The sequence below is a fragment of the Mucilaginibacter humi genome (genome assembly GCF_013087555.1).
The window spans coordinates 1-21,792 of sequence record NZ_JABFCR010000022.1 but is presented as its reverse complement, the minus strand read 5'-3'; the positions used below and the strand labels follow the sequence as shown (position 1 = coordinate 21,792).

30 protein-coding genes and 4 pseudogenes are annotated in these 21,792 nt (G+C 43.6%); 21 read left to right on the top strand and 13 right to left on the bottom strand.

The window, feature by feature from the left end:
• Positions 1-155: 155 nt before the first annotated feature.
• A complete protein-coding gene (locus HK413_RS06255) occupies positions 156-350 on the bottom strand; it encodes a hypothetical protein (protein WP_175269545.1) in 195 nt (64 codons plus the stop codon).
• On the opposite strand from HK413_RS06255, the gene HK413_RS19455 reads away from it, so the two are divergent.
• The 9 genes and pseudogenes from HK413_RS19455 (at position 341) to HK413_RS06215 (ending at position 5,820) form a co-directional block, all read left to right on the top strand.
• Positions 341-1,600: a putative Ig domain-containing protein gene (locus HK413_RS19455; protein WP_175269544.1), complete on the top strand. Its 1,260-nt coding sequence runs from the start codon at positions 341-343 to the stop codon at positions 1,598-1,600. The genes HK413_RS06255 and HK413_RS19455 overlap by 10 nt on opposite strands.
• Entirely contained in the window at positions 1,567-1,968 is a 402-nt protein-coding gene (locus HK413_RS19450; protein ID WP_175269550.1) for an alpha-amylase family protein, read from the top strand. Before HK413_RS19455 ends, HK413_RS19450 begins: the two co-directional genes overlap by 34 nt.
• Complete coding sequence (locus HK413_RS19445; protein ID WP_175269543.1) at positions 1,884-2,417, top strand: hypothetical protein; 534 nt, start codon at positions 1,884-1,886, stop codon at positions 2,415-2,417. The genes HK413_RS19450 and HK413_RS19445 overlap by 85 nt, the downstream gene beginning before the upstream one ends.
• Before the next feature lie 129 nt (positions 2,418-2,546).
• Positions 2,547-3,560, top strand: coding sequence for a Gfo/Idh/MocA family protein (locus HK413_RS06235; protein WP_246229927.1), 1,014 nt, complete (start codon positions 2,547-2,549; stop codon positions 3,558-3,560).
• Positions 3,503-3,871, top strand: a complete 369-nt coding sequence (locus tag HK413_RS17075) for a hypothetical protein (protein ID WP_246229925.1) — start codon at positions 3,503-3,505, stop codon at positions 3,869-3,871. The genes HK413_RS06235 and HK413_RS17075 overlap by 58 nt, the downstream gene beginning before the upstream one ends.
• Positions 3,872-3,958: 87 nt before the next feature.
• Positions 3,959-5,063 (top strand): annotated as a pseudogene (locus HK413_RS22045) (DUF6807 domain-containing protein).
• On the top strand, positions 5,064-5,414 hold the full coding sequence (locus HK413_RS06225) for a polysaccharide deacetylase family protein (RefSeq protein ID WP_175269542.1): 351 nt from the start codon (positions 5,064-5,066) through the stop codon (positions 5,412-5,414). It abuts the pseudogene before it with no gap.
• Positions 5,415-5,440: 26 nt separating this feature from the next.
• The gene (locus tag HK413_RS06220; RefSeq protein WP_175269541.1) at positions 5,441-5,578 is read left to right on the top strand and encodes a hypothetical protein; all 138 of its coding nucleotides are present in this window, start codon (positions 5,441-5,443) and stop codon (positions 5,576-5,578) included.
• On the top strand, positions 5,575-5,820 hold the full coding sequence (locus HK413_RS06215; RefSeq protein ID WP_175269540.1) for a polysaccharide deacetylase family protein: 246 nt from the start codon (positions 5,575-5,577) through the stop codon (positions 5,818-5,820). Before HK413_RS06220 ends, HK413_RS06215 begins: the two co-directional genes overlap by 4 nt.
• On the opposite strand, the gene HK413_RS06210 is transcribed toward HK413_RS06215, so the two are convergent.
• The 4 genes from HK413_RS06210 to HK413_RS06195 form a co-directional block, all read right to left on the bottom strand.
• A complete protein-coding gene (locus tag HK413_RS06210) occupies positions 5,817-6,479 on the bottom strand; it encodes an NAD-dependent epimerase/dehydratase family protein (protein WP_175269539.1) in 663 nt (220 codons plus the stop codon). The two genes, HK413_RS06215 and HK413_RS06210, sit on opposite strands and share 4 nt — an antisense overlap.
• A 53-nt stretch (positions 6,480-6,532) precedes the next feature.
• A complete protein-coding gene (locus tag HK413_RS06205) occupies positions 6,533-8,041 on the bottom strand; it encodes a serine hydrolase (RefSeq protein WP_175269538.1) in 1,509 nt (502 codons plus the stop codon).
• A gap of 55 nt (positions 8,042-8,096) precedes the next feature.
• Positions 8,097-8,654, bottom strand: coding sequence for a helix-turn-helix domain-containing protein (locus HK413_RS06200; RefSeq protein ID WP_175269537.1), 558 nt, complete (start codon positions 8,652-8,654; stop codon positions 8,097-8,099).
• Positions 8,655-9,028: 374 nt separating this feature from the next.
• Positions 9,029-9,217 carry a hypothetical protein gene (locus HK413_RS06195; protein WP_217452097.1) on the bottom strand — a complete coding sequence of 63 codons (189 nt, stop codon included), beginning with the start codon at positions 9,215-9,217 and terminating at the stop codon, positions 9,029-9,031.
• Positions 9,218-9,369: 152 nt separating this feature from the next.
• Between HK413_RS06195 and HK413_RS06190 the strand changes: the two genes are divergently transcribed.
• The 10 genes and pseudogenes from HK413_RS06190 to HK413_RS17040 all read left to right on the top strand — a co-directional run bounded on the left by HK413_RS06190 (position 9,370) and on the right by HK413_RS17040 (position 15,461).
• Positions 9,370-10,476 carry a glycosyl hydrolase family 8 gene (locus tag HK413_RS06190; RefSeq protein ID WP_175269535.1) on the top strand — a complete coding sequence of 369 codons (1,107 nt, stop codon included), beginning with the start codon at positions 9,370-9,372 and terminating at the stop codon, positions 10,474-10,476.
• A complete protein-coding gene (locus tag HK413_RS19440; RefSeq protein ID WP_262886810.1) occupies positions 10,464-10,595 on the top strand; it encodes a hypothetical protein in 132 nt (43 codons plus the stop codon). The genes HK413_RS06190 and HK413_RS19440 overlap by 13 nt, the downstream gene beginning before the upstream one ends.
• Positions 10,596-10,769: 174 nt before the next feature.
• A complete protein-coding gene (locus HK413_RS06185; protein ID WP_317169336.1) occupies positions 10,770-11,525 on the top strand; it encodes a PfkB family carbohydrate kinase in 756 nt (251 codons plus the stop codon).
• 408 nt (positions 11,526-11,933) lie between these two features.
• A complete protein-coding gene (locus HK413_RS22610) occupies positions 11,934-12,137 on the top strand; it encodes a hypothetical protein (RefSeq protein ID WP_246229923.1) in 204 nt (67 codons plus the stop codon).
• A pseudogene (locus HK413_RS22040) lies at positions 12,118-13,380 on the top strand (circularly permuted type 2 ATP-grasp protein). Before HK413_RS22610 ends, HK413_RS22040 begins: the two are co-directional and overlap by 20 nt.
• A gap of 93 nt (positions 13,381-13,473) precedes the next feature.
• Positions 13,474-14,409 carry an alpha-E domain-containing protein gene (locus HK413_RS06175; protein ID WP_175269534.1) on the top strand — a complete coding sequence of 312 codons (936 nt, stop codon included), beginning with the start codon at positions 13,474-13,476 and terminating at the stop codon, positions 14,407-14,409.
• An 82-nt stretch (positions 14,410-14,491) separates the two neighbouring features.
• Positions 14,492-14,551, top strand: a pseudogene (locus HK413_RS22035) (hypothetical protein); the annotation flags it as partial.
• Positions 14,552-14,603: 52 nt separating this feature from the next.
• Positions 14,604-15,113, top strand: a complete 510-nt coding sequence (locus tag HK413_RS17050; protein ID WP_246229942.1) for a transglutaminase-like domain-containing protein — start codon at positions 14,604-14,606, stop codon at positions 15,111-15,113.
• On the top strand, positions 15,064-15,270 hold the full coding sequence (locus HK413_RS17045; RefSeq protein ID WP_246229922.1) for a transglutaminase-like domain-containing protein: 207 nt from the start codon (positions 15,064-15,066) through the stop codon (positions 15,268-15,270). Before HK413_RS17050 ends, HK413_RS17045 begins: the two co-directional genes overlap by 50 nt.
• Positions 15,252-15,461 (top strand): hypothetical protein, encoded by a 210-nt coding sequence (locus HK413_RS17040; protein ID WP_246229920.1) that lies wholly within the window; start codon positions 15,252-15,254, stop codon positions 15,459-15,461. Before HK413_RS17045 ends, HK413_RS17040 begins: the two co-directional genes overlap by 19 nt.
• Positions 15,462-15,570: 109 nt before the next feature.
• Here the strand turns inward: HK413_RS17040 and HK413_RS06165 are convergent, their stop codons facing one another.
• The 4 genes from HK413_RS06165 to HK413_RS06150 all read right to left on the bottom strand — a co-directional run bounded on the left by HK413_RS06165 (position 15,571) and on the right by HK413_RS06150 (position 17,721).
• Positions 15,571-15,714, bottom strand: a complete 144-nt coding sequence (locus tag HK413_RS06165) for a hypothetical protein (protein WP_175269533.1) — start codon at positions 15,712-15,714, stop codon at positions 15,571-15,573.
• On the bottom strand, positions 15,693-16,082 hold the full coding sequence (locus HK413_RS06160; RefSeq protein WP_175269532.1) for a TlpA family protein disulfide reductase: 390 nt from the start codon (positions 16,080-16,082) through the stop codon (positions 15,693-15,695). Before HK413_RS06160 ends, HK413_RS06165 begins: the two co-directional genes overlap by 22 nt.
• A 10-nt stretch (positions 16,083-16,092) precedes the next feature.
• Positions 16,093-17,109 carry a Gfo/Idh/MocA family oxidoreductase gene (locus HK413_RS06155; RefSeq protein ID WP_175269531.1) on the bottom strand — a complete coding sequence of 339 codons (1,017 nt, stop codon included), beginning with the start codon at positions 17,107-17,109 and terminating at the stop codon, positions 16,093-16,095.
• Between the two features lie 66 nt (positions 17,110-17,175).
• On the bottom strand, positions 17,176-17,721 hold the full coding sequence (locus tag HK413_RS06150; RefSeq protein ID WP_175269530.1) for a DUF4142 domain-containing protein: 546 nt from the start codon (positions 17,719-17,721) through the stop codon (positions 17,176-17,178).
• Between the two features lie 185 nt (positions 17,722-17,906).
• Here HK413_RS06150 and gcvH point away from each other — a divergent pair.
• Both gcvH and HK413_RS06140 read left to right on the top strand, forming a co-directional pair.
• A pseudogene (gene gcvH, locus HK413_RS06145) lies at positions 17,907-18,288 on the top strand (glycine cleavage system protein GcvH).
• 43 nt (positions 18,289-18,331) lie between these two features.
• Positions 18,332-18,622 carry a VanZ family protein gene (locus HK413_RS06140; protein WP_175269529.1) on the top strand — a complete coding sequence of 97 codons (291 nt, stop codon included), beginning with the start codon at positions 18,332-18,334 and terminating at the stop codon, positions 18,620-18,622.
• Positions 18,623-18,830: 208 nt separating this feature from the next.
• Here HK413_RS06140 and HK413_RS06135 read toward each other — a convergent pair whose 3' ends face one another.
• The 4 genes from HK413_RS06135 to HK413_RS06125 are packed head-to-tail and all read right to left on the bottom strand — an operon-like array spanning position 18,831 to position 21,366.
• Positions 18,831-19,820 (bottom strand): L-histidine N(alpha)-methyltransferase, encoded by a 990-nt coding sequence (locus tag HK413_RS06135; protein ID WP_175269528.1) that lies wholly within the window; start codon positions 19,818-19,820, stop codon positions 18,831-18,833.
• Between the two features lie 34 nt (positions 19,821-19,854).
• Entirely contained in the window at positions 19,855-20,823 is a 969-nt protein-coding gene (gene egtB, locus HK413_RS06130; protein WP_246229919.1) for an ergothioneine biosynthesis protein EgtB, read from the bottom strand.
• 6 nt (positions 20,824-20,829) lie between these two features.
• Positions 20,830-20,988, bottom strand: a complete 159-nt coding sequence (locus tag HK413_RS17035) for a DinB family protein (RefSeq protein ID WP_246229918.1) — start codon at positions 20,986-20,988, stop codon at positions 20,830-20,832.
• A 6-nt stretch (positions 20,989-20,994) separates the two neighbouring features.
• A complete protein-coding gene (locus HK413_RS06125; protein WP_262886808.1) occupies positions 20,995-21,366 on the bottom strand; it encodes a glycine betaine ABC transporter substrate-binding protein in 372 nt (123 codons plus the stop codon).
• Between the last annotated feature and the right edge of the window lie 426 nt (positions 21,367-21,792).

Here is a 21,792-nt window from a genome sequence, read left to right as displayed (position 1 = left end):
GGTGTTAGAGAAAGAAACAACGCGGGGGTTTAATTTCGCAGTTAAATTAACGGTTTGGTTAATAATGCAAAATGAGGCAACATGAAATAGCTTAGTTGTGTATACTTGTCGTATTTTTTCTTTTATTTGTATAACGGCCGTTAGTCAAAACGGATTTATAACCAACTATAATATTTCTTAAATAATAAAATGATGAAGAAAAACCTGATCTTTTTGGTATTGCTTGCCTTATGCTTTAAGGCAGGTGCGCAAAACATTTCATTGGTAAAAGGCTGGAAAATGTCGATAGGCGATGATTCCGGCTGGTCTGCACCTAACTTTGATGATAAAGGCTGGCAAAATGCAAACATTACCCGCCCTTGGGAACGCCAGGGGCCATGCCAATTACGATGGTTTTGGCTGGTATCGCCTGCATGTGGTTATACCATCATCCATAAAAGAAAAAGCATATTTAAAAGACAGTATTATCATTAGCCTTGGCAGCATTGATGATAACGATGAAGTATATCTAAATGGTAAACTAATAGGTAAATACGGCAGCCGCGGCGGCAATATTAAAGAAAGTAAGTATGGCCACCGCAGCTACACCATTTCGGCAAATAACCCTGCTATACAATGGGATAAAGATAATGTACTGGCCATACGCGTATATGATACAGGCGGCGATGGGGGTGTTTATGGATTAGCGTCCGAGTATAACATCCGCATGAGCGATATTATGGAAGGTACACAGTTTGACACCAGTAAAGATTTTAGCTATGGTACCAAGAATTCATTAGGCAAGTCCATACAATTGGTTTCAAAAAACCATTTCCAATATAATGGCACGCTATCCCTCACTATTACCGACCCGGAAACTAACAAAATTATCAGTACCCAAAAAACAGATACAGCGCATTTTACAAACGGTAAGCCTTTTGTATGGTGGGTTGCTTTTTCGACACCGCAAAAAAAGTCATACCTTATAAAATATACATTTAAAGATAAAAAAACCGGTGTCGAATTATCACAAACAGAAACTACACCATACATATTAACCCCGGCAGTATCAAGGGTGCCGCGCATAAATGGGGCAGATATATTTGGTGTGCGCCCGGGCCACCCGGTATTATATTTAATACCAGCTACAGGCAGAACACCACTGACTTACAAAGCAACAGGCTTACCCGCCGGATTAAAATTAGATACTAAAACGGGGATCATAACCGGCGTGGTAGCCAAAGCAGGCAACTATCCGCTTACCTTTACAGTAAGCAATAAATTTGGCACCAATACCAAAAAGTTCACTTTAGCTATTGGCAATAATATTGGCTTAACCCCAGCTTTAGGCTGGAACAGCTGGAACGCCCGGGGCCTTAGCGTAGACGATGAAAAAGTTCGGATCTCTGCCCGCGAAATGGCTGAGCGCTTAGCTGCCCATGGCTGGGGATATATCAACATAGATGATGGTTGGGAAGCGGCTGCCCGTAATGCGGACGGAAAGATTGAAGCTAATAGCAAATTCCCGGATATGAAAGGACTTACAGATTATGTGCATAGCTTAGGCTTGCGCATGGGTATCTACTCATCCCCGGCCCGAAAACGTGTGGGGGCTATTTAGGCAGTTATCAGCATGAAGATGATGATGCCTTAACCTATGCTGAATGGGGTATCGACTATTTAAAATATGATTGGTGCTCGTACGGACAGATCGCGCCAAGAAACCCTAACCTGGACGAAATGAAAAAGCCTTACCAGGTAATGCGTGCATCGCTTAACAAAGCTAACCGCGACATCCTGTACAGCTTTTGCCAGTATGGCATGGGCGATGTGTGGAACTGGGGTGCCGAAGCCGGTGGTAACAGCTGGCGCACAACCGGCGATATAGTAGATACCGGGCCAGCATGTCGGGTATTGGCTTTAACCAGGATAAAGCAGCACCGCTTGCCGGTCCCGGACATTTTAACGACCCTGATATGCTGGTTGTAGGTAAAGTAGGCTGGGGACCAAGCCTGCACCCAAGCCGTCTTACTTTTGATGAGCAGTACACGCACATCAGTTTATGGAGCTTGCTGGCATCGCCACTATTAATCGGTTGCGATATGGGCAACCCGGACAGGTTTACGTTAAGCCTGCTTACCAATGATGAAGTTATAGCTATTAATCAGGATGCATTAGGCAAAAGCGCCCGCCAGTATATCAAGAACGATAATTACCAAGTATGGGTTAAAGAGTTAAAAGATGGAAGCAAAGCTATCGGTTTGTTTAACTTAACTGATAAATATCAAACGCTATCGCTTGCTAAAAACGACCCTGCGTTGGCCGGGTACCATAAGTTCCGCAATGTGTGGAGCCAGCAGCCAATTGTTGCAGCCGGCTCAACAGTAGGTGGCAAAGTTGCACCGCATGGTGTGTTATTAATAAGGGTGTCCAAATAACAGAATGCTTACGCAATCGTATGCGTAACTTTTAAGTATAAACTACCCTTTTTTAAGTTATTTAATTGATATTTGAAAATCACCCCGTTATACGGGGCACAACCAATTTTACCAAATTATTTGATCCGTATGGAAAAATCACGTCGTACCTTCATCAGGCAGGCATCAATTGCCGGTGCCGGTGTAATGCTTGCCAAAACCGGCTTCAGCGCCAAAAGCTATAAACGTATTATTGGCGCTAACGACCGTGTGCGGGTTGGCGTTGTTGGCTTCTCTGACCGCCATAAAAGCTCGCATATGCCTTGCTTCATGAACCATTATAAAGAGCTAAACTTTGAGGTAGTTGCTGTATCAGATATCTGGAACAAACGCCGTGAAGAGGGTGCCGCTGCGTGGAGTAAAAAGATGGATAACACGGTTAAAGCCTATCGCAATAACGAAGAAATGTATAGTGCCAAAGCGGTGGATGCGGTGTTTATGAGCACAGCCGATTTCCAGCACGCGCGCCATTGCGCCGAAGCCGTGCGTGCCGGTTGCGATGTGTACTGTGAAAAGCCATTTGCCGAAACTATGGAAGACGCCCGTTTTGCATTAAAAGCGGTAAAGGAAACCGGTAAAATAGTGCAGATTGGTTCACAGCGCCGTAGCGGTGCCAATTACCATGCTGCCGAAGAGTTTATAAAATCGGGCCAGTTTGGGCCGATAACTATGGTTGAACTAACCTGGAACGTAAACCAGCCGGGACGCTGGCGCAGACCGGATGTAGTACCCCTGCTAAAAGAATCGGATACCGATTGGAAGCGTTGGTTAATGAACCGCCCTTACGAAGCATTCGACCCGCGTAAATATTTGGAGTTCCGCTTGTTCTGGCCTTATTCATCAGGATTGCCCGGTCAGTGGATGAGCCACCAGATCGATACGGTGCACTGGTTCAGCGGTTTAAAACATCCACGCAGTGTAACAGCTAATGGCGGCATTTATATGTGGAAAGATGGCCGCCGTAACTGGGACACCATATCGGCTGCTTTTGATTACGGGCCGGCAAACGATCCGGCTTCAGGTTTCCGGTTACCTTTGCATCGCGGATGCATAACGGCGATGATGATCCTTCTGAATTATATTACTCAAACGGCGGAGAACTAAACCTGGTAACTAATAAAGTAACGCCGAAAGGCGGCCTTACCGAAAAAATGGCAAAAGCTATGGGTATGAAAGCAAACCTGTTGCCAGAAGTAAGCCTGAAGAATACCGAAAAAGTAGTTACATCAGCTAATACCGGTGGCGACGCGTTAACGTCAAACCACGTGCGTAACTGGATGGAATGTGTGCGCAGCCGTAAACAGCCTAACGCCCCGGTTGAAGCAGGCTACAGCCATGCTATAGCATTGATAATGACCAACGCGGCGGCACATACAGGCCTGAAAGCCACTTTTGATGAGGCTACCCAGAAGTGATGGTTGGCGGCAAGGTATTTAAATATTAATCACTACAAATGTCATCCCGACCAACGGGAGAGATCTATACATATATAAGTCGGCGATATGCATGTGTATAGGTTTCTCCCTCGTTCCTCGGTCGAAATAACATTTCTCTTCCTAATTTCCATGATAAACCAGATCAAACAAATAACAGTAGCCCTCGTGATGACGGCGGTATCAACCTTAGCTATCGCGCAGCAACAACAGGTAACGCTGATAAAATCAGCAAAAGATAAAAAGGTTGATGTGCTGATAGGCGGAAAACCCTTTACCAGTTTTTTATACCCGGATACGCTGGAAAAACCTGTTTTATATCCTTTGCATGCGGCTAATGGCACGGTTGTTACCCGTAGTTTCCCGTTGGATAAACGGGTTGGCGATGCTACAGATCACCCGCACCATATTGGTTTATGGTTCAATTATGAAAACCTGAACGGCCTTGATTTCTGGAACAATAGCTACGCCATCCCGGCAGCCAAAAAAGCCAGTACGGCTGGATCCGTACCGATAAGGTTTTAGAAACAAAAAACGGTACGACAGGGAGCCTTACCTATCATGCCAACTGGACCAACCAGGCCAAAGAAGTTATACTGGAAGAAACCACGCGTTTTGAATTTAGCGGAACAGGTAACCAGCGGGTTATCGACCGCACAACTACCCTAAAAGCGGTTATGGATGCCAAATTTACCGATGCCAAGGACGGTATGCTGGGTCTTCGCCTGGCGCACGAGCTGCAAATGCCGACCAAAGAAGATCAAAAATTTACCGACGATAAAGGTATTGTAACCGTGGTAAAAGGTGGTACCGACCCTTTAGCTAATGGCAACTACCTAACCAGCGCAGGTAAAACCGGTGATGCCGCCCGGAGCACTCGTGGTAACTGGTGCCGGTATACGGCAAAATGGGCAATGACGTAATAAGCATTGGCATTATAGATCATCCGCAGAACCCTAATTATCCTACTTTTTGGCATGCAAGGGGTTACGGTTTATTCGCGGCAAACCCTTTAGGCGAGAAGATCTTTACCAATGGTAAGTCTGAGAAGAACCTGACCTTGAAAAAAGGCGAATCGGTTACGTTTAAATATCGCATAGTGATTGGTAATGCCGGCGAAAAGTTATCTGTCGACCAACTTAATGCGGATGCGGCAAATTTTGCTAAGAAATAAATGAAATACCCGCTCGCACTGGTTTTAATACTAACGATTGGCAGTGCTATTGCCCAGCCCCGCATCATTATAAAACTGGACGACCCGGGCAGCCGTAATGGCCGCAGCTCCGCCGCGCCGGTAATTGATATTCTGGTTCAGCGTAAAATTAAAGCGGGTTTAGGAGTAATTGCCGCCCAGTTAGATTCGACCGCCGGGATAGCTTATGATAAGTATCTTATAACGACTAATGATAAAGGCGAAAAGCTATTCGAGATCTGGAACCATGGCTTTGACCATTCAAATAAAAATTCGCCCGATAATAAGATGGAGTTTAACGGCACAGGTTACGACTTCCAAAAGAGCATTTAGCCAAGGCGCAGGCAAGAGTAAAGCAATTGTTTGGTGTAACCATGCGTACGTTTGGGTCGCCTTATAATGCCAGCGATTCGGTTACAAACAGCGTAATTAAAGAGCAGGGCGATATTAAAGTATTCCTGTTCGGCAGCTTTAAAACCGATGAGATCCCGGGGTGAAAAATTACAATAACCGGGTAGAAATGGAAATAACCACCGGCCAGGTTAACTACGATCATTTTATAGCCGATTACCAGAAATATAAAGGCAAATACAAAGATAATATGGTGTTACAGGGCCATCCCAATATGTGGGATGCCGCACGTATTGCAGAGTTTAACAAGATCCTGGATTTTCTGATCGCACAAAAATGTGAGTTTGTTTTGCCGTATGATTATTACCGGCAACCAAATAATAACTAAACTTTAGCTGCCGCTCTAATATCCCCGATTTCCAATACCTGTTTAGGGTATCCTTTAACAACACAATTTATCATAGCCTGCCCAACTTCATGCAGGGTAAGCGTAGATTTGGGCGACAGGAAATTAACCACCGGATATAACCACATAAACCATCTGTACACACCATTCAAACTTTGCTGGCCATCCACAGGCTTCATAATACCGGGGCGGAAAGCGTAAGCACTTTTATATGGAAGTTTAAATAAAGCATTCTCGGTACGGCCCTTAACACGCGCCCACATGGTTGATCTTTGCTCAGTACTATCGGTATGGCTGCCCGATACATAAGTAAACACCAGATCCGGATTAAGCCCGGCAACTGTTTCAGCAAAGTTTAGGGTGATATCATAGGTGAGGTGCGTATACTCCGGCTCTTTCTTACCAACAGAAGTTACACCGGCACAAAAGAAGCAGGCATCATATCCGGTTAGCTGATCGGTTACTTTTGTAAGGTCCATAAAGTCTGGCACCAAAAGTTCCTTTAGCTTGGGGTGTTGTCTGTCGTAATGTTTACGGTTAACAATTAATACCTCCGCTACATCTGCGTTAGCCAAACAGTGTAATAACACCCCTTCGCCTACCATGCCGGTAGCGCCGGTAATAATAACTTTGATTTTCATGCTGCTAATTGTTACTGTTAATGTAGACGATCAACAATATAAAACATTTTAAATTATTTTGTTTGAGGAACCTTCCTGAAAACTATATCCTTTATATCATCCTCGAACGAACCGCTTAAAGCAATGATCTCCCCATTATTGCCGCTAATGATTTTAAGTTCGCCGCCTGGTACATTGGCTTTAAAACGGTCACTGCTTTTTGGTAAAAACGCAATAGGTTTATCATTATGCGTGGCGATAAGTTTTTGGTTGGATAAAATAATTTTTATAACACCATATCCGGGATGTGTAAATGTGCCGGTATAGTCATTTAAGGGGCGCGGCATTATATGATCAATGGCCGGGTTAAGCTGTGCCGATCGGATTTCATCGGCGGCCCGTTTCTTTTGTAAGGCAAGCAACAGCGTGTTCCAGTCTTTTTTTGGCAGGTTAAGTAACCGGTCGGCAATATAGCTGCTCACCATTTCGGGGATGGTTGCATTAAATTTATTGACAAGTACTACTATGCCAATGCTATCTGTTGGGAAAAAAGCGGTGTTTGATGAATACAAAGGCAAGTCGCCGCTATGCTGGACATGATAATGGCCCCGGTACGAGTCTATTATCCAGCCATAGCCAACATCGCCAAAATAACAATCAGGATATGCCGGAAAAGCAGGATTTGGCCGCGATGGTGTACTCATTTGTGGGATAGAAGCTTCTATTACAAATCGTTTGGGTAATATTTGTTTCCCCTTAAACCGGCCATTATTTATCCATGCGACTAACCAGTTTGACATATCAGCTACAGAGGCGTTTATACTGCCCGCCCCGTTTTCAAACTCCCTGTCCTGCGAACCGGCAACTATCGTGTCGCGGCGCACAAAGTATCCCTTACTGTACTCGGTGTTTTTAAATAGATCCGAGGACCGGGTGCTGCTTTCGGTCATTTCTAACGGGGTAAAAATCAGTTCCTGCATTTGTTGCGACCAGCTTTGGCCGGTTACCCGGGCAATAAGCCCGCCCAGCGACTGGTACATCAGGTTATTGTATTGCACTTCCTCGCGGATGCCTTTAGAGGGCTCCGGGTAACGGATCCGGTGGATCATGGTATCCAACGGTATTTGGTCGCGGGCATCTGTCGCCCAGTCATGTCGCGGAAGCCCCGTTCTATGTGTCATCATATCCTTTACTGTTATTATTTTTGTCATCTCGGGGGTATAAAACTCCAATGCAGGAAAGTATTGATGGACGGGGCGGTTAATGTCCAATAGTTTCTTTTCGGCCGCCATGCCAACAAGCATGGCCGTAAAAGCTTTGGTGCATGATGCTATTGGGAAAACCGTATGTGCCGAAACTGGTAATTTATTTTCGAGATCGCGATAGCCGTACCCTTTTTCAAAGATCACGGTGCTTTTATATACTACAGCAACGGCAATACCGGCAACTTTCCAATCCTTCATTACCCGGTTTATCTGGGCATCAATACCGGATAATCGCTTTACTAAAACAGAGGGGTTGGTTGACTGGGCAAACAAGGTGTTGGCAAAGCAACAAAGTATGGCGAATAAATTTTTTCTCATGACGGAAGATTTTTATCAAAGTTGCGCCAATTACAACTGATTACATAGAATGGATTTAGCGTAACTGTGCTTCGCCTTTAAAATAACGCGGGCTTAGGCCGGTCATTTTTTTAAGTACCCTAATAAAATGGCTTTCGTCTGCAAAACCACTCGCATAGGCTAATTGAGCTCCGGTATAAAAAGATTGGTTCATTTTTTCTATGGCCCTGTTAATCTTTAACTTTCGCCGGTATTCGCCCAATGTGCACGAAAAATAATCCGGGAAATATTTAGAAATAGTAACTGGATGTACCCCCGCTATTACGGATAGTTCTTCAAGCGTGATAGTTTCGTTCCACCGGTCATTCAATATCTCTTTGATGGTTTTAACCCGTGCGGGTATGCCCGGCAAAAGTAGGCGTGAAGTGTCGCTAACGATATTTAATAACAGCTGTTGTAATGAGATAATGGCATTGCTATCCGGGTGTTGCAGCTCTCTGAAAACATTAAGCATTAAACACCTTACATCAGGATGTTGCTGTAAAGCTTGAGCAATTGATGCCGGGTTAATATTATATGCCGAAAAAAACTGGTCAGTAAGTTCAAAATTGACATGGTATGATGGTGCCGGCACTTTGCTGATTTGATGGCGTTCACACGCTTCGTACCATGTTATTGATCCCGGTAGTCGGATGTAAGAGCTTTGCTTTTTTTTCCCGGCAACCGCCAGACAGGACAAAACTAAAATGGGCATTATTATGATAATGCTCATAGCCATTATATTGAGCCGGATGAAGTATGGTACAGCTGGCAATAAGCTGAGGTGTTTCAATACTGTGAACAACTTTACTAACGTGTGTTCCTTTTGTTAATCCTTCCATTATCCAATTGACACAAGATAAATAAAAATGTGACACTATGTGGTTAGCTAAGCCAGACAAAATCAAACACAAAAAAAGGCTGAAAAAATTCGCGTCGGTAACAACGATACCAAATAGTGTTTGGATATTAGCCGATTCTGTCAATAAAGCCGCGTAACAAAACTGCACTTATAAACAGTAACGCGCACGCCGCTAAAACTATACCTGCAACCAGGTTACGAGCGCCCTCTTCTTCCATAAAATTTAACGTAACTAATGTTGATACAACTAAAAACAGCATAACCCACGCCAGGTCAAATCTGAACATCTTTCTCATCGGCTTATTTATTTGATGCTTAAATGCAAGCAAATACAACACCATATTAATTAATGGGGAAAAGCTTCGGCTGACGTTTTATACTGTTGACTTAAACCGTAAAATATGGGAAATTATACCCCATACTGCGTCAAATAAACTATTTTTAAAAAATGAGGGCTAAGTTTATATTGCTAATCTTATCAATCTGCAGCATTAGGGCGAATGCGCAGCAAGCTATTAAACCGTTCCCTCAACACACACGTTATTTTACAGGGACGATCAGGCCAAATCATATTAAACAGTTACAGCTGGATAATATGGTACGCAGTTTCTATACACAATGGAAAACACGGTTTGTAAAAAACGTGCCGGGCAAGCCGCAAAGCTATATTTGGTTTGGGGGTAAGGGTGGCAAGCAATGCGTGTCCGAGGGCCGGGGGTATGGTATGATCATCACCGTACTAATGGCTGGCCATGATGCAAACCCTAAAGCTACCTACAATAATTTATTTAGCTATGCCCGGGCCCACCCCAGCAGCCGAAGCAAATACTTGGTGGCCTGGGCGCAAAAAACAAACGGAACAGACGTCGACAAAACCTCGGCGACAGATGGTGATATAGACATCGCCTATTCGCTGCTGTTAGCCTCAAAACAATGGGGAGATAAAGGGCCGATCAATTATCTGCAGGAAGCTAAAACGATGATCAACGCAATTATGCGATATGAGATCAATCCTAAAACCCGGTCGGTTTTATTAAGTGACGGTATAGAAGAAGAAAGCAAGGATTATTTCGCCATGCGGTCATCAGATTTTATGCCGGAACATTTTAAAGCATTTCAAAAGGCAACACATGATGACCGCTGGGGCAAAGTAATTGATGCGGGGTATAAACTGTTTAATAACATGCAGGTTAATTATAGCCCGGATGCCGGCCTGTTGCCGGACTTTATCATCGGCCTGAATAAAAAACCAAAACCCGCCGGGCCGTATTTCTTGGAGGATAAATATGATGGCCAATATAATTACAATGCCTGCCGTGTGCCGTGGCGGATAGCTACCGACTATTTGCTGACCGGCGATAAGCGGCCAAAAAACATCACCAGTAAAATAAACCGCTGGATAAGGGAGACAACCAATAACGATACCTACAACCTATCTGCCGGGTACACCTTAGCCGGAAATGATATAAAGGGCCGGTACTTTGAGGCGTTGAGCTTTGTAGCCCCCTTTGGGGTTTCGGCTATGGTTGATGCCGGGGAACCGTGGAGTGGCTAAATCATGTCTGGGATTATTTGGCCGGATTTAAACTAAAAGATTACGATTATTATGATAACAGTATCAAGCTGTTGGATATGATCATCATGTCGGGTAATTACTGGCATAGTTTTTATTAAACAGATATGTTAAAATTGGGCTTTAAGCCTAAGTCAAAATTATTAACTTGCCCCCATGTATGATATCTGTTGCGTAGGCCACATTACTTCTGATAAAATTGTTAATACCAAGGGCATTATGCACATGCCGGGGGTACTGCCCTCTATTTTTCGTGTGCGGTAAATAAGCTTGATGTGAAATATATTTTGGTAACAGCGCTTGGCGCTGCCGAAATGGAGTATGTAGCCCACCTGCGCAATAAAAATATCGACGTAAGGGTACAACCCAGCGCCCATACCGTAATATTTGAGAATATTTATGGCGAAAACCGTGATGAACGCACCCAGAATGTATTGCAAATAGCCGATGCGTTCACCATGGAACAACTGTTAGATGTTGAAGCGAAAGCATTCCACCCGGGCCCGCTTTTAGCCGGTGATTTTACTACAGACTTTATAAAAACACTATCCGCCAAAGGTATCCTATCATTAGATGTGCAGGGTTACCTGCGTAAAGTGGTTAACCAAAAGGTATTCCTTACCGACTGGCCCGATAAACTGAACGCGCTGCAATATATTGATATTGTAAAAGCCGATGTTGCCGAACTGGCCGCGCTGTCGCGCTACAATACAGTAGAAGAAGGGGTAAAGTTTTTGGCTGACCTGGGCGTTAAAGAAGCCGTTATAACTAATGGCAGCCGGGGATCTGTAATTTACAGCGCGGGTGTTTTTTATGATATCCCTGCTTATCTGCCGAAATTGGTAGTAGATGCTACCGGTTGTGGCGATACCTATATGGCGGGCTATTTATACCAACGCATTAAAAAAGGCGCCGGCATCCAACAAGCCGGCGAGTTTGCCGCTGCCATGGCCGGGCTTAAAACAACGTCGCCGGGGCCATTTGTGGGCACCGAGGATGAGGTTAACCGGTTTTTAATACAGCGGGTGTAGGTAATATTGTATCAGTGTTTCAGATACAGGTGTAACAACTGATACAGCTGACACACCTGAAACAGTAGCGGGTTTATAACGCTAATAAAATGTCAGCATCGGGAGTTTAGGCATCTAAACATTGTTAGCCTTTTATTGTTACCTTATTGTCGTTTTGATTTAGCCAATTAGTCTTTAACCAAATAATTTTCTATTAAAAAAGCGTTCAAAGTTTGTTAAAAATTTGGAGTGCCTGATAGATTATATCAAAATTTGGTTGATTTTTAACTATTTTATGGTAAATTTCACAAAATAGTTCGATAAAAATTGTAATGTTTTCAAAAAAACTTGCATTTATTTAAAAACAGTTTATATATTACATCTTTATAACACAACCGGTTAACAAAAACTATTTAACCTAACATTTTCATGCAGGAATCAGCCTATTTTGATAAATATAGCCCGATAAGTGGCGTTTGGGACGAGATGTATGGAGCGGATGCCAACGTGCGTGACCATTACCGTAAGGTAATTGAATACATTTCAAGAGAATCGGCTGATGATCTGAATAAAAAAGAGGAGCTTGCCAAAAGGCTTTTCATGAGCCAGGGGTATAACTTTTACTGTATATAACAGCGGCGAGGGTATTGAAAAGATCTTCCCGTTTGATATCATCCCCCGTATTATCACTGCTGCCGAATGGGCCTTTGTAGAGAAAGGTATCAAACAACGCCTTAACGCGCTTAACTTATTTTTAAAGGATATCTATCATAACCAGTTCATTATTAAAGATGGGGTGGTACCTATTGATATCATCTACTCTTGTCCGCATTTCCTGCGCGAGATGTATATGCTCCGGTACCTTATGATATTTATGTGCATATCTCAGGTATCGACCTGATCCGTGACTACGACGGTACTTTTTATGTATTGGAAGATAACCTGCGTACACCATCCGGCGTAAGCTATATGCTGGAGAACCGCGAGATAACCAAACGTTTATTCCCCGATCTGCTACCCCAGTGCGGCGTACGCAGTGTAACCGAATATCCGGCTATCCTCTATAAAAACTTACTGTCCCTTTCGCCGCGACAAATAGCTAATCCTAATATTGTACTGCTTAGCCCGGGTATATATAACTCGGCTTATTTTGAGCATACTACGCTGGCCCGCTTAATGGGTGTTGAGCTGGTTGAAGGGCGCGACCTGGTGGTGAACAATCATAAAGTATACATGAAAACTACTATCGGCCTGCAACAGGTTGATGTGATCTATCGTAGGGTTGATGATGAGTACCGGACCCACTGGTATTTAACCCAAGCAGCATGTTGGGCGTAGCGGGTATTATGGGCGCTTATCGTAAAGGTAACGTAGCCATAGTAAATGCTATAGGTAATGGCGTAGCCGATGATAAAGCGGTTTACACTTATGTGCCCGATATGATCCGTTACTACCTGAACGAGGAGCCGATATTGAAGAACGTTCCCACCTACCAGTTAGGCAATGACGAGGAGCGCGAGCACGTATTTAAAAACCCGGACAATATGGTGGTTAAACGCACCAATGGCAGCGGCGGCTACGGTATGCTGATGGGCCACGCGGCAACCCGGAAGAGATAGACGACTATAAAAAAGAGATCATTAAAGAGCCGCGTAATTTTATTGCGCAGCCAACCATAAGCTTATCAGCAGCGCCATGCTATATGCAGGGCGAGCTAAAACCCCGCCGTATCGACCTGAGGCCATACGCCTTGTGCGGACCGGATGGTATTGAGATAGTACCGGGCGGACTGACCCGCGTGGCACTAAAAGAGGGCTCGCTGGTGGTAAATAGCTCACAGGGTGGTGGCAGTAAGGATACGTGGGTGTTGGCTTGATGTGCAGATATGCGAATATGCAGATGTGCAAATGAATAATTAATAAGATAAATAATCCGAATTCGAAAATCCGAGTTCCGAAATCAATAAGGAATGTTAAGTAGAGTAGCAGCAAGTTTATATTGGCAAAGCCGGTACATTGAGCGTAGCGACGGTATGCTGCGGATGCTTAAAATAAACTATGCTTCATCGCAGGATGCCATACAGGAGTTTACCTGGGAGCCGGTTATCCGCATATTTGCGGGGCTGGACGACGACGAGGGTGCTAACCTTGGTAATGACAGCCGCGCCGTATTAAAATATATGGTGATGGGTAAAAACAACACCAACTCGGTATTAAACATCATCACCCTTGCCCGCGAAAACGCGCGTAGTGTGCAGGAGCATATCACCAAAGATTTATGGCAATGCCTTAATGAGTATTACCATACGGTAAAAGACAGCAAGTTGGAGCGTGCCTTATTACGCGAGGACCCGATAAGCGTATTGGACGTGTTAATAAAACAGGTAATGCTTTACTATGGCACTGTGGAGATAACCATGGAGCGCGGTGAGGGCCGAAGCTTTATGAATATCGGTAAGTATCTTGAGCGCGCTATCCAGTCCGTTGATATTTTAGATACCAAATTTGGCTCTATAAGCGATAATCCCGACCTGCTGACCGATACGACCTACTGGAAGCACTTATTGCTTTCGCTGGGCGGATATGAGCTTTATTTAAAGACGTACCGGGAAGGGTTTGAGGCCGAGAACGTGTTGGAGCAGGTTGTTTTAAATAATGATTTCCCGCGCTCGGTTATTTACTCGGTAAACAATATACAACGTTATTTTGAGCGGTTGCAAAACGATAGTAATATGGACGATTTCAGGGACATGACCTTTAAAATAGGCCGCCTGCAAAGCCGTATTAAATACAGCTCGGTAAAAACCATAAGGCAGGAAGGCTTGCATGCCTTTTTAACCCAGATCCGTGGCGAGCTTTATGGCATAGCCAACGCGTTGAGCGAGCATTATTTTGCAAACAGTTAAATTTGAAGATGTGTGAATTTGAGAATTTGAAAATGAGAAGAATTTTCAAATTCTCAAATCATCAAATTAAATAATTAATAAAATGCCCGAATTTGAGATCCAACATATAACCCGTTACATTTATGATAGCCCCGTGCGCGACAGCGCCAACCAGATCATTTTGTACCCGATAAAAGACGAGTACCGTGGATGTTTTGAAACAGGAGGTAACCATAACCGGCAACCCTATTGTAGACACCCATATAGATTATTATGGCAACGAGGTTGGCAGCTTTACCTACAGCGATCCGCATTCGGTATTGGTTATCAGTTCAAAAATATTGGTGAGTACCAAACACCGCCCGTTCCCGGTAAATGATATTTTCCCGGCACAACAATGGGAGGATTTAAAGCCCCTGCAATACATGGTGCCTTTTATTGATTTTTTAAGGCAGGAGTACTTTGAGGGGTTTGAAGAACTGAAAAAACTGGTTGACGAGTTGAAAGGTACTGATGATATACCTTACCAGGTTGCCGTGCGTTTTTGCGAATACGTATATAAAAACTTTAACTACATAAAAGGCGTAACCACGGTTGAAACAACGCTGGACGAGATCTGGAAACTAAAGGCCGGTGTATGCCGATTTTGCCCATATCTTAACAGAAATGCTGCGGATGATAAAAATCCCGGCAAGGTATGTAAGCGGTTATATCTGTACAGATAAGAACGGTATGCGCGGCGAAGGTGCCACCCACGCCCGGGCCGAAGCTTATATACCAGATTATGGGTGGCTGGGCCTTGACCCAACCAATAACATTATAGCGAATGAGAACCATGTGCGCCGGCAGTGGGCCGTAACTTTATGGATTGCTCGCCGGTAAAGGGTGTTTACAAAGGATCATCGGGCCATAGCCTTGAAGTTGCGGTAACGGTTGATGATGACGGATTGGTTAATTACGAACTATCAGAAGAAAAAACACCTGCCGCCAAACCGGCAGTAACTAATATAGCCAAGAACAGTTATCAGCGTTATATGGAAATGATCCAGCAACAGCAGCAACAACAACAGTAGTATTTAAAGTGATTTGTCATCCTGAGCGATAGCGAAGGATCTTCTACGCGCGACTCGGATGTACAAGCTTCTTCGCTATTGCTCAGAATGACAGGCGGGGTTAGATTACTTAGCCCTTACGCTTATCGGCATTCTTAACCGCTTTTAATACGTCCCCAACTTCAGGTTGTTTGCGGAAGGCTTTGCTTAGTTTACCATTACTGTTGTATACAGCTACATACGGCGTAGTTTCTATCTTAAAATACTTTTGCACCGGTAAGTATAACCCTCTGTACCAACCTGGATATTAGGATATTTCTTCAGGTCAAAATCGCGTACAAAGTTTTTAATGGCCCTGATGTCGTAATTGTTTGACCAGGTTATCATCATGATCTGCGCATCGCCAAACTGCTTCATTTTTTCCCTCATATCCATAGTTAAATGCTGGCAGTGCGGGCAATCAGGGGCGAAATAGATCAATACCGTCTTTTTATGTTTTAAATTAGCCGGGGTGGCCCAGGTGCTGTCTGTTTTTAAAATTTTATAAGGCGGAATAGCGGCGCCCGGCGTATCATTGTTTTGTGCACGGGTACAGCCGGCAGCTATAATCAAGCTAAATAGTAAGATCAGTTTTTTCATCATCTATATAAAATTAAGCCTCAAGCAATTCCATCTGCCAGGCCATATGTTCTTCAGTTATTGGATATAACGCGTTTTCGCGGATAGTGTGATAAACAGCATAAAATAAATTAGTATAGTCGCCTTTTATAGCCGGCACAAACTCGATAGCTTTCTCGCCATCGGCACCAACGGTAACCAATTTGCCTTCCATGCCAATCGGTTCAACACCATAAGCATCATCGGTAGGCAACATGCCTTTGTCTAACTGGGCCTCCTGCACATCGCAGCGATATTTGCTGTAGCTGCCAATGGTGCCATGCGCCACAAAAGCAGGAAGCTGATCGGCAATTAAAAGCCCCGACGTTAAATATACCACCAATCCCGCAGGATAAGTTAAGCGGTAATTTACATAATCGGGCACTTCTGATAGGTCACGCTGGATGGTGATAAACTTATCAAACGTCAAGGGCTTACCAAATAAATGGATGGCCTGGTCTAGCAGGTGCGGCCCCAGTTCGTAAACTATGCCGTTTATAGGTGTTTCTTTAGTTTCTTTAAATGGTTTGGGGTTAAGGGCTGGTTTATACCTGTCGTAACGTAAAGAAACTTCGGTTAAGCGCCCCAACCGGCCGCTTTCAATAACTTCTTTCAGCGACAGGAAATCGCTATCCCAGCGACGGTTTTGATAGCCAAAAACATGGCGGTTATTTGCACGCGCAACATCAAACAACTCTTTTATCTCGGCAACATTGCCGGCGGCCGGTTTTTCAATCAAAACATGCTTGCCCGCGTTTAGCGCCTGCTTGGCAAAATCAAAATGGGTAAAGTTTGGTGTGTTTACAATGATCAGTTCGATCTCGCTATCAGCCAATATCTCTTCAACCGAACCATAGCTAACAATGTCAGGATAATGAGCGGCCATTTTTTTCTGGTTCCGCTCAACCACGGCTTTTAATTTAAACTGGGGGTTGGTGCTTAAAAACGGCGCATGGAATACCCTTCCGGACATGCCGTAAGCCAATAAACCGGTTACAATAGGTGCTGACATTTGCGATGGCTGTAATAAGCTGCCAAATTATCGTTTTAATAAGGCTTATGCAAAAATAGGTGAGAATTAATCTTGTGTTGGCCCGATAGACTTCATACTGCCATGTACCGCATCTATCAGATCAAGGTGGCGTTGGATGGTCAGAATATTGCGGGAAGCAAATTGCTTTATTTGCGGGTCGTAAGCGGTTTTGGCGGTGGTTTGAAAAAGCAGCATTGCCTTTTTATAATCATCGCGGACTTTATCAAGATAAGCATGGTCAAAATCATTCCCTGTTTTTTTGGCCAGTTCGGCTATAGATTTTTCATCAACCGAATCAATCGCTGTGGGCAGGGTGATATGTTTGGATTTAGCAAGCAACGCTAAACGGCTTTTGCCTTTGGTTAGGTCCTTAACCATAATAGCGCCCATATTTTTTACGCGTTTGTCAGTGCCTTTTTGTTTGGCTAATAAGCCTATCTCAATTTCAGCAAGGCAGCCTTCGGCAACCTCGATAACAAACAGGGCATCGTCTTTACCAATAACTATGTTTTTGCTTTTGGTAGTGTCGGCAGCATAGTTGATGGTGTCATCATCTCCCTCACTATTATTGCCGTGGCATGCCTGCAGCAAAAAAGCGGCAAAAATGCGGCAAATAACAGTGTTATTTTTTTCATTATTAGTTGTTATAATTGGTTAAAGCAAATCCTGTTCCGCTATTGGAAAAACAGGATTTTTATTAAAAATACGGTTTAATGTGGTTAATTTATCGTGATGAATAAAGTTTTCTTATTTTTGGCTAAATAAAATTAAACGACATGAACTTTCCTGCTGAATTAAAATACACCAAAGACCACGAATGGGTTAAATTAGAAGGTAACGTAGCTACCATAGGTATAACAGAATTTGCCCAGGGGCGAATTAGGTGATATTGTGTATGTAGATATAAATTCGGTAGGTAAAGAGGTGGCCAAAGAAGGTGTTTTTGGCACCGTTGAAGCAGTTAAAACGGTATCAGACCTATTTATGCCTGTTACCGGCACAGTAACCGAGGTTAACAAAGCGTTAGACAGTGAGCCAGAACTGGTAAACTCTGACCCCTACGGACAAGGCTGGATGGTAAAAGTAACCGTTGCAAACGCTGCTGACGCAGGCGGTCTATTATCTGCCGATGATTACAAAAGCCTGGTAGGCGCGTAAACACAATGAAATCATTTTTTAAATATAACAGGCTCACAATATTGTGGGCCTTGTTTATTTTGATAATCTGCAATGCCGACCGGGCGGCGTTGGTAAATCGCACTTGTTTTTCGAAGGGTTTGATAAGCTTACCCACTGCGGGCTATTTTTTGTGCTGGTGGTATTTGCGGCTAATTGGTATTTGCAGAAAAATGAGCTGAATACTTTAACTTTATTTCCCGCGTTTCGTATAACATTGCTGGCCATAGTTTACGGTGGTGTTATAGAGTTATTACAACTTTATGTATTTACCTGGCGCAGCGCCGAATGGCCCGATCTTTTTGCGACACGGTAGGTGCATGTATGGCAATGTTTGGTATATTAGTAACTACAACAACGGTTAAAAATGTTAAAGCGTAACTTTATTATTTTTGGTGTGATTACCGTGTTAGGCACAACATCATGCGGCATATTTAAAAAAGATTGTAACTGCCCTCATTTCGGTAAAGTAAAAACCCCGCCAAAGGCAGGGTCGGCTCCGGTAGTCTACGCGTCGCGATAGGTTATTCTGCCATCCAAACGGCATCCACAAACCATTTCTTGATATCAAAAAATCGGTCGACAGGCCTGAAGCCTGTGTTGGCAGCCATTTGGTCGGTTTGCATGATGGTGAACTTTTGCGAGATCTCCATATAAATATACTCATCTTTTAAAAAACGGATAGTTTCTTTACCTATAGTTACTATTTGGTCCTTTAAACTTATTAAGTAGCTTTTACAGGCCCCGGTTTCAGGGTCGTAGGTAGCGTAATGGTCAAATTGGCTGACGTCAAAATTGCCATCAAGCTCCCGGTTTATCCGCAGCAACAGGTTAAGGTTAAACCGTTTGGTAATCCCCTCCGAATCATTATAAGCAGCCAATATGGTTTTGGGCGATTTTTTAAGATCGAAACCGATCAGCACCATATCGCCCGGATTTAAATGTTCGCGCAGTGTTTTGCAAAATTGGTTGGCTTCGGGTACAGGCATATTGCCAATGTTCGATCCCATAAAAAGCACCACTTTGCGCCTGTTTGATAACGCTGCTGCTTTTTTAAGCATATCAAAATACTCGCCATTTAAACCTGTTATTTTTAAGCCTGGTATACTAAGTGGCAACTTTACATTAAGGTAGTTGATAACATTGGCAGATATATCAATAGGCAGGTAACTAAAATCGGTTTGTTGATTTACCGTGTATTTAAGCAGGTAGGTTGATTTTGTAGCATCACCGGCGCCTAATTCAATCAGGTCAAAACTATCACCATCAGCCATAATTGTTTGGGCCAGTGCTGCTGTTTTTGTCGAGAAGATCTCCATTTCGCAATTTGTTGGATAATATTCTGGACATCCCATTAGCTCCTGGAAGATCTTATCGCCTACGGCATCATAAAAATACATCGAGTTTAGCCGTTTTGTCGGTCCCGATAATCCCTTAATAACATCGTTATAAAATGTTGCTGCGTTGTTTTTCGATGTTTCTATAGTGTCTGGCTGTGTGGCAGTCTGGTTCATAGGTTTAATGGTTAGTGCAATTATTTAGCAAGCCTTATGCCAGTAAATTGCCAGCGTAAATTTGTCTGGAAAAATTACGGTAAGTAATACGGCTATGCCCGGGTGATGTGGCTTCGGACGCGCCCCGTAATACTTTTTGATTTACCATAAATTTGCCGTTATACTCGCCGATAGCACCCGGTGCTTTGGTAAATCCCGGGTAAGGCAGGTAAGAGCTTTCGGTCCACTCCCGTGCCTTGCCCCAGCTAAACTTGGGTGCGGCGGCTTCCCACTCAAACTCGGTAGGTAAACGCATGCCTTTCCAACTGGCATAAGCATATGCCTCGAAATAGCTGATATGGCAAACCGGCTCATGCAACCTTAGCGGCTCCAATCCATGAAAAGTATAAGCCTGCCATTCGCCGTCAATTAAATGCCAGTAAAGCGGCGATTCAATTTTATTGGTTTTTACCCAGTCCCAGCCCTCGGCATGCCAATGGCGAAAATCGTGGTAACCATCAGCATGAATAAACTCCGTGTATTCGGCATTAGTAACCGTGTTCGGGCTGATCTCGAAACTATTCAGATAAACTTTATGGCGGTTTAATTCATTATCAAAACAAAAACCCTCGCCTTCAAAGCCTATTTCATAAATGCCTTCGTCCAGCTTGATAAACCCGGCATCGTTAACCTCAACTTTTGATGATACATAGTTTTTATTATAAGCCGGAAACAACGGGTTATGCCCTAAAATATATTTAATATCTGTCAACAAAAGTTCCCGGTGCTGCTCTTCGTGGTTAAGCCCAAGGATCAGCAGTTCCTTTACAACTGCTGATGGCTCATGGCATAAAAACTTTGTCATGGCGTCGTCTACATACTCGCGGTAGCGGTAAATTTCTATAACGGTTGGCCGGCTTAAATTACCCCGGTCGGTACGGATTACGCGGTTGCCCACGGTTTCGTAATAGCTGTTAAAAACGTAGTTAAAATTAGGATCGTACTCCCCGGTAGCCCATTTCATAGGGCTTCAGTATAAAAGTCTCGAAAAACCGGTAGTATGGCCAATATGCCACTTAGGCGGACTGACATCAACAACAGGCTGCACCACGTAATCCTCGGTTTGCAGGTGGCTGCAAATGGCTTCGGTATGCTTTCTAACTTTAAAATAACGGTCAAGTAATTCCATCAGGAGTTATTTACGCTCTAAATATTGTTTTAGATTGGTTATAGTTTTAACACCTAAATCACCAGCTTGTTTTTTACGCATCATTAAAGCATAGGCGTTGTTAAAGCCAATGGGTTGAAGCCATTTAATGTGGTAACGCTTTTCAAACGCGGTTTTAACATAAGTGTAAGTCTTTTCTTTATCACCCGTAACGGCGTCAATATCTTTTTGAGATGGTTGTAAAATTGCCAATAAACCCGTGCCGGTGTATTCGGGGTAAAGGTCTATCTGGTTATTGGTCATCGCGTCAAAACAAATTTTTGTACCGCCTAAACCTGTTTTTGTAGCTACATCATAATCAGTATAACCTTTAATCAGCATGGTGTACATACTGGCCAAAATGTACTGTTCGCCAGGCTTAAATTACCCCGGTCGGTACGGATTACGCGGTTGCCCACGGTTTCGTAATAGCTGTTAAAAACGTAGTTAAAATTAGGATCGTATTAAAGCATAGGCGTTGTTAAAGCCAATGGGTTGAAGCCATTTAATGGGTAGCCCATTTCATAGGGCTACTGGCCCAAAATGTACTGTTCGCCAACCGTTATAGAAATTTGCGCTACCGCGGTATGTAGACGACGCCATGACAAAGTTTTATGCCATGAGCCATCAGCTTGGTTAATAAGGAATTTGCTGATCCTTGGGCTTAACCACGAAGAGCAGCCAGGAGCTTTTGTTGACAGATATTAAATATATTTTAGGGCATAACCCGTTGTTTCCGGCTTATAATAAAAACTATGTATCATCAAAAGTTGAGGTTAACGATGC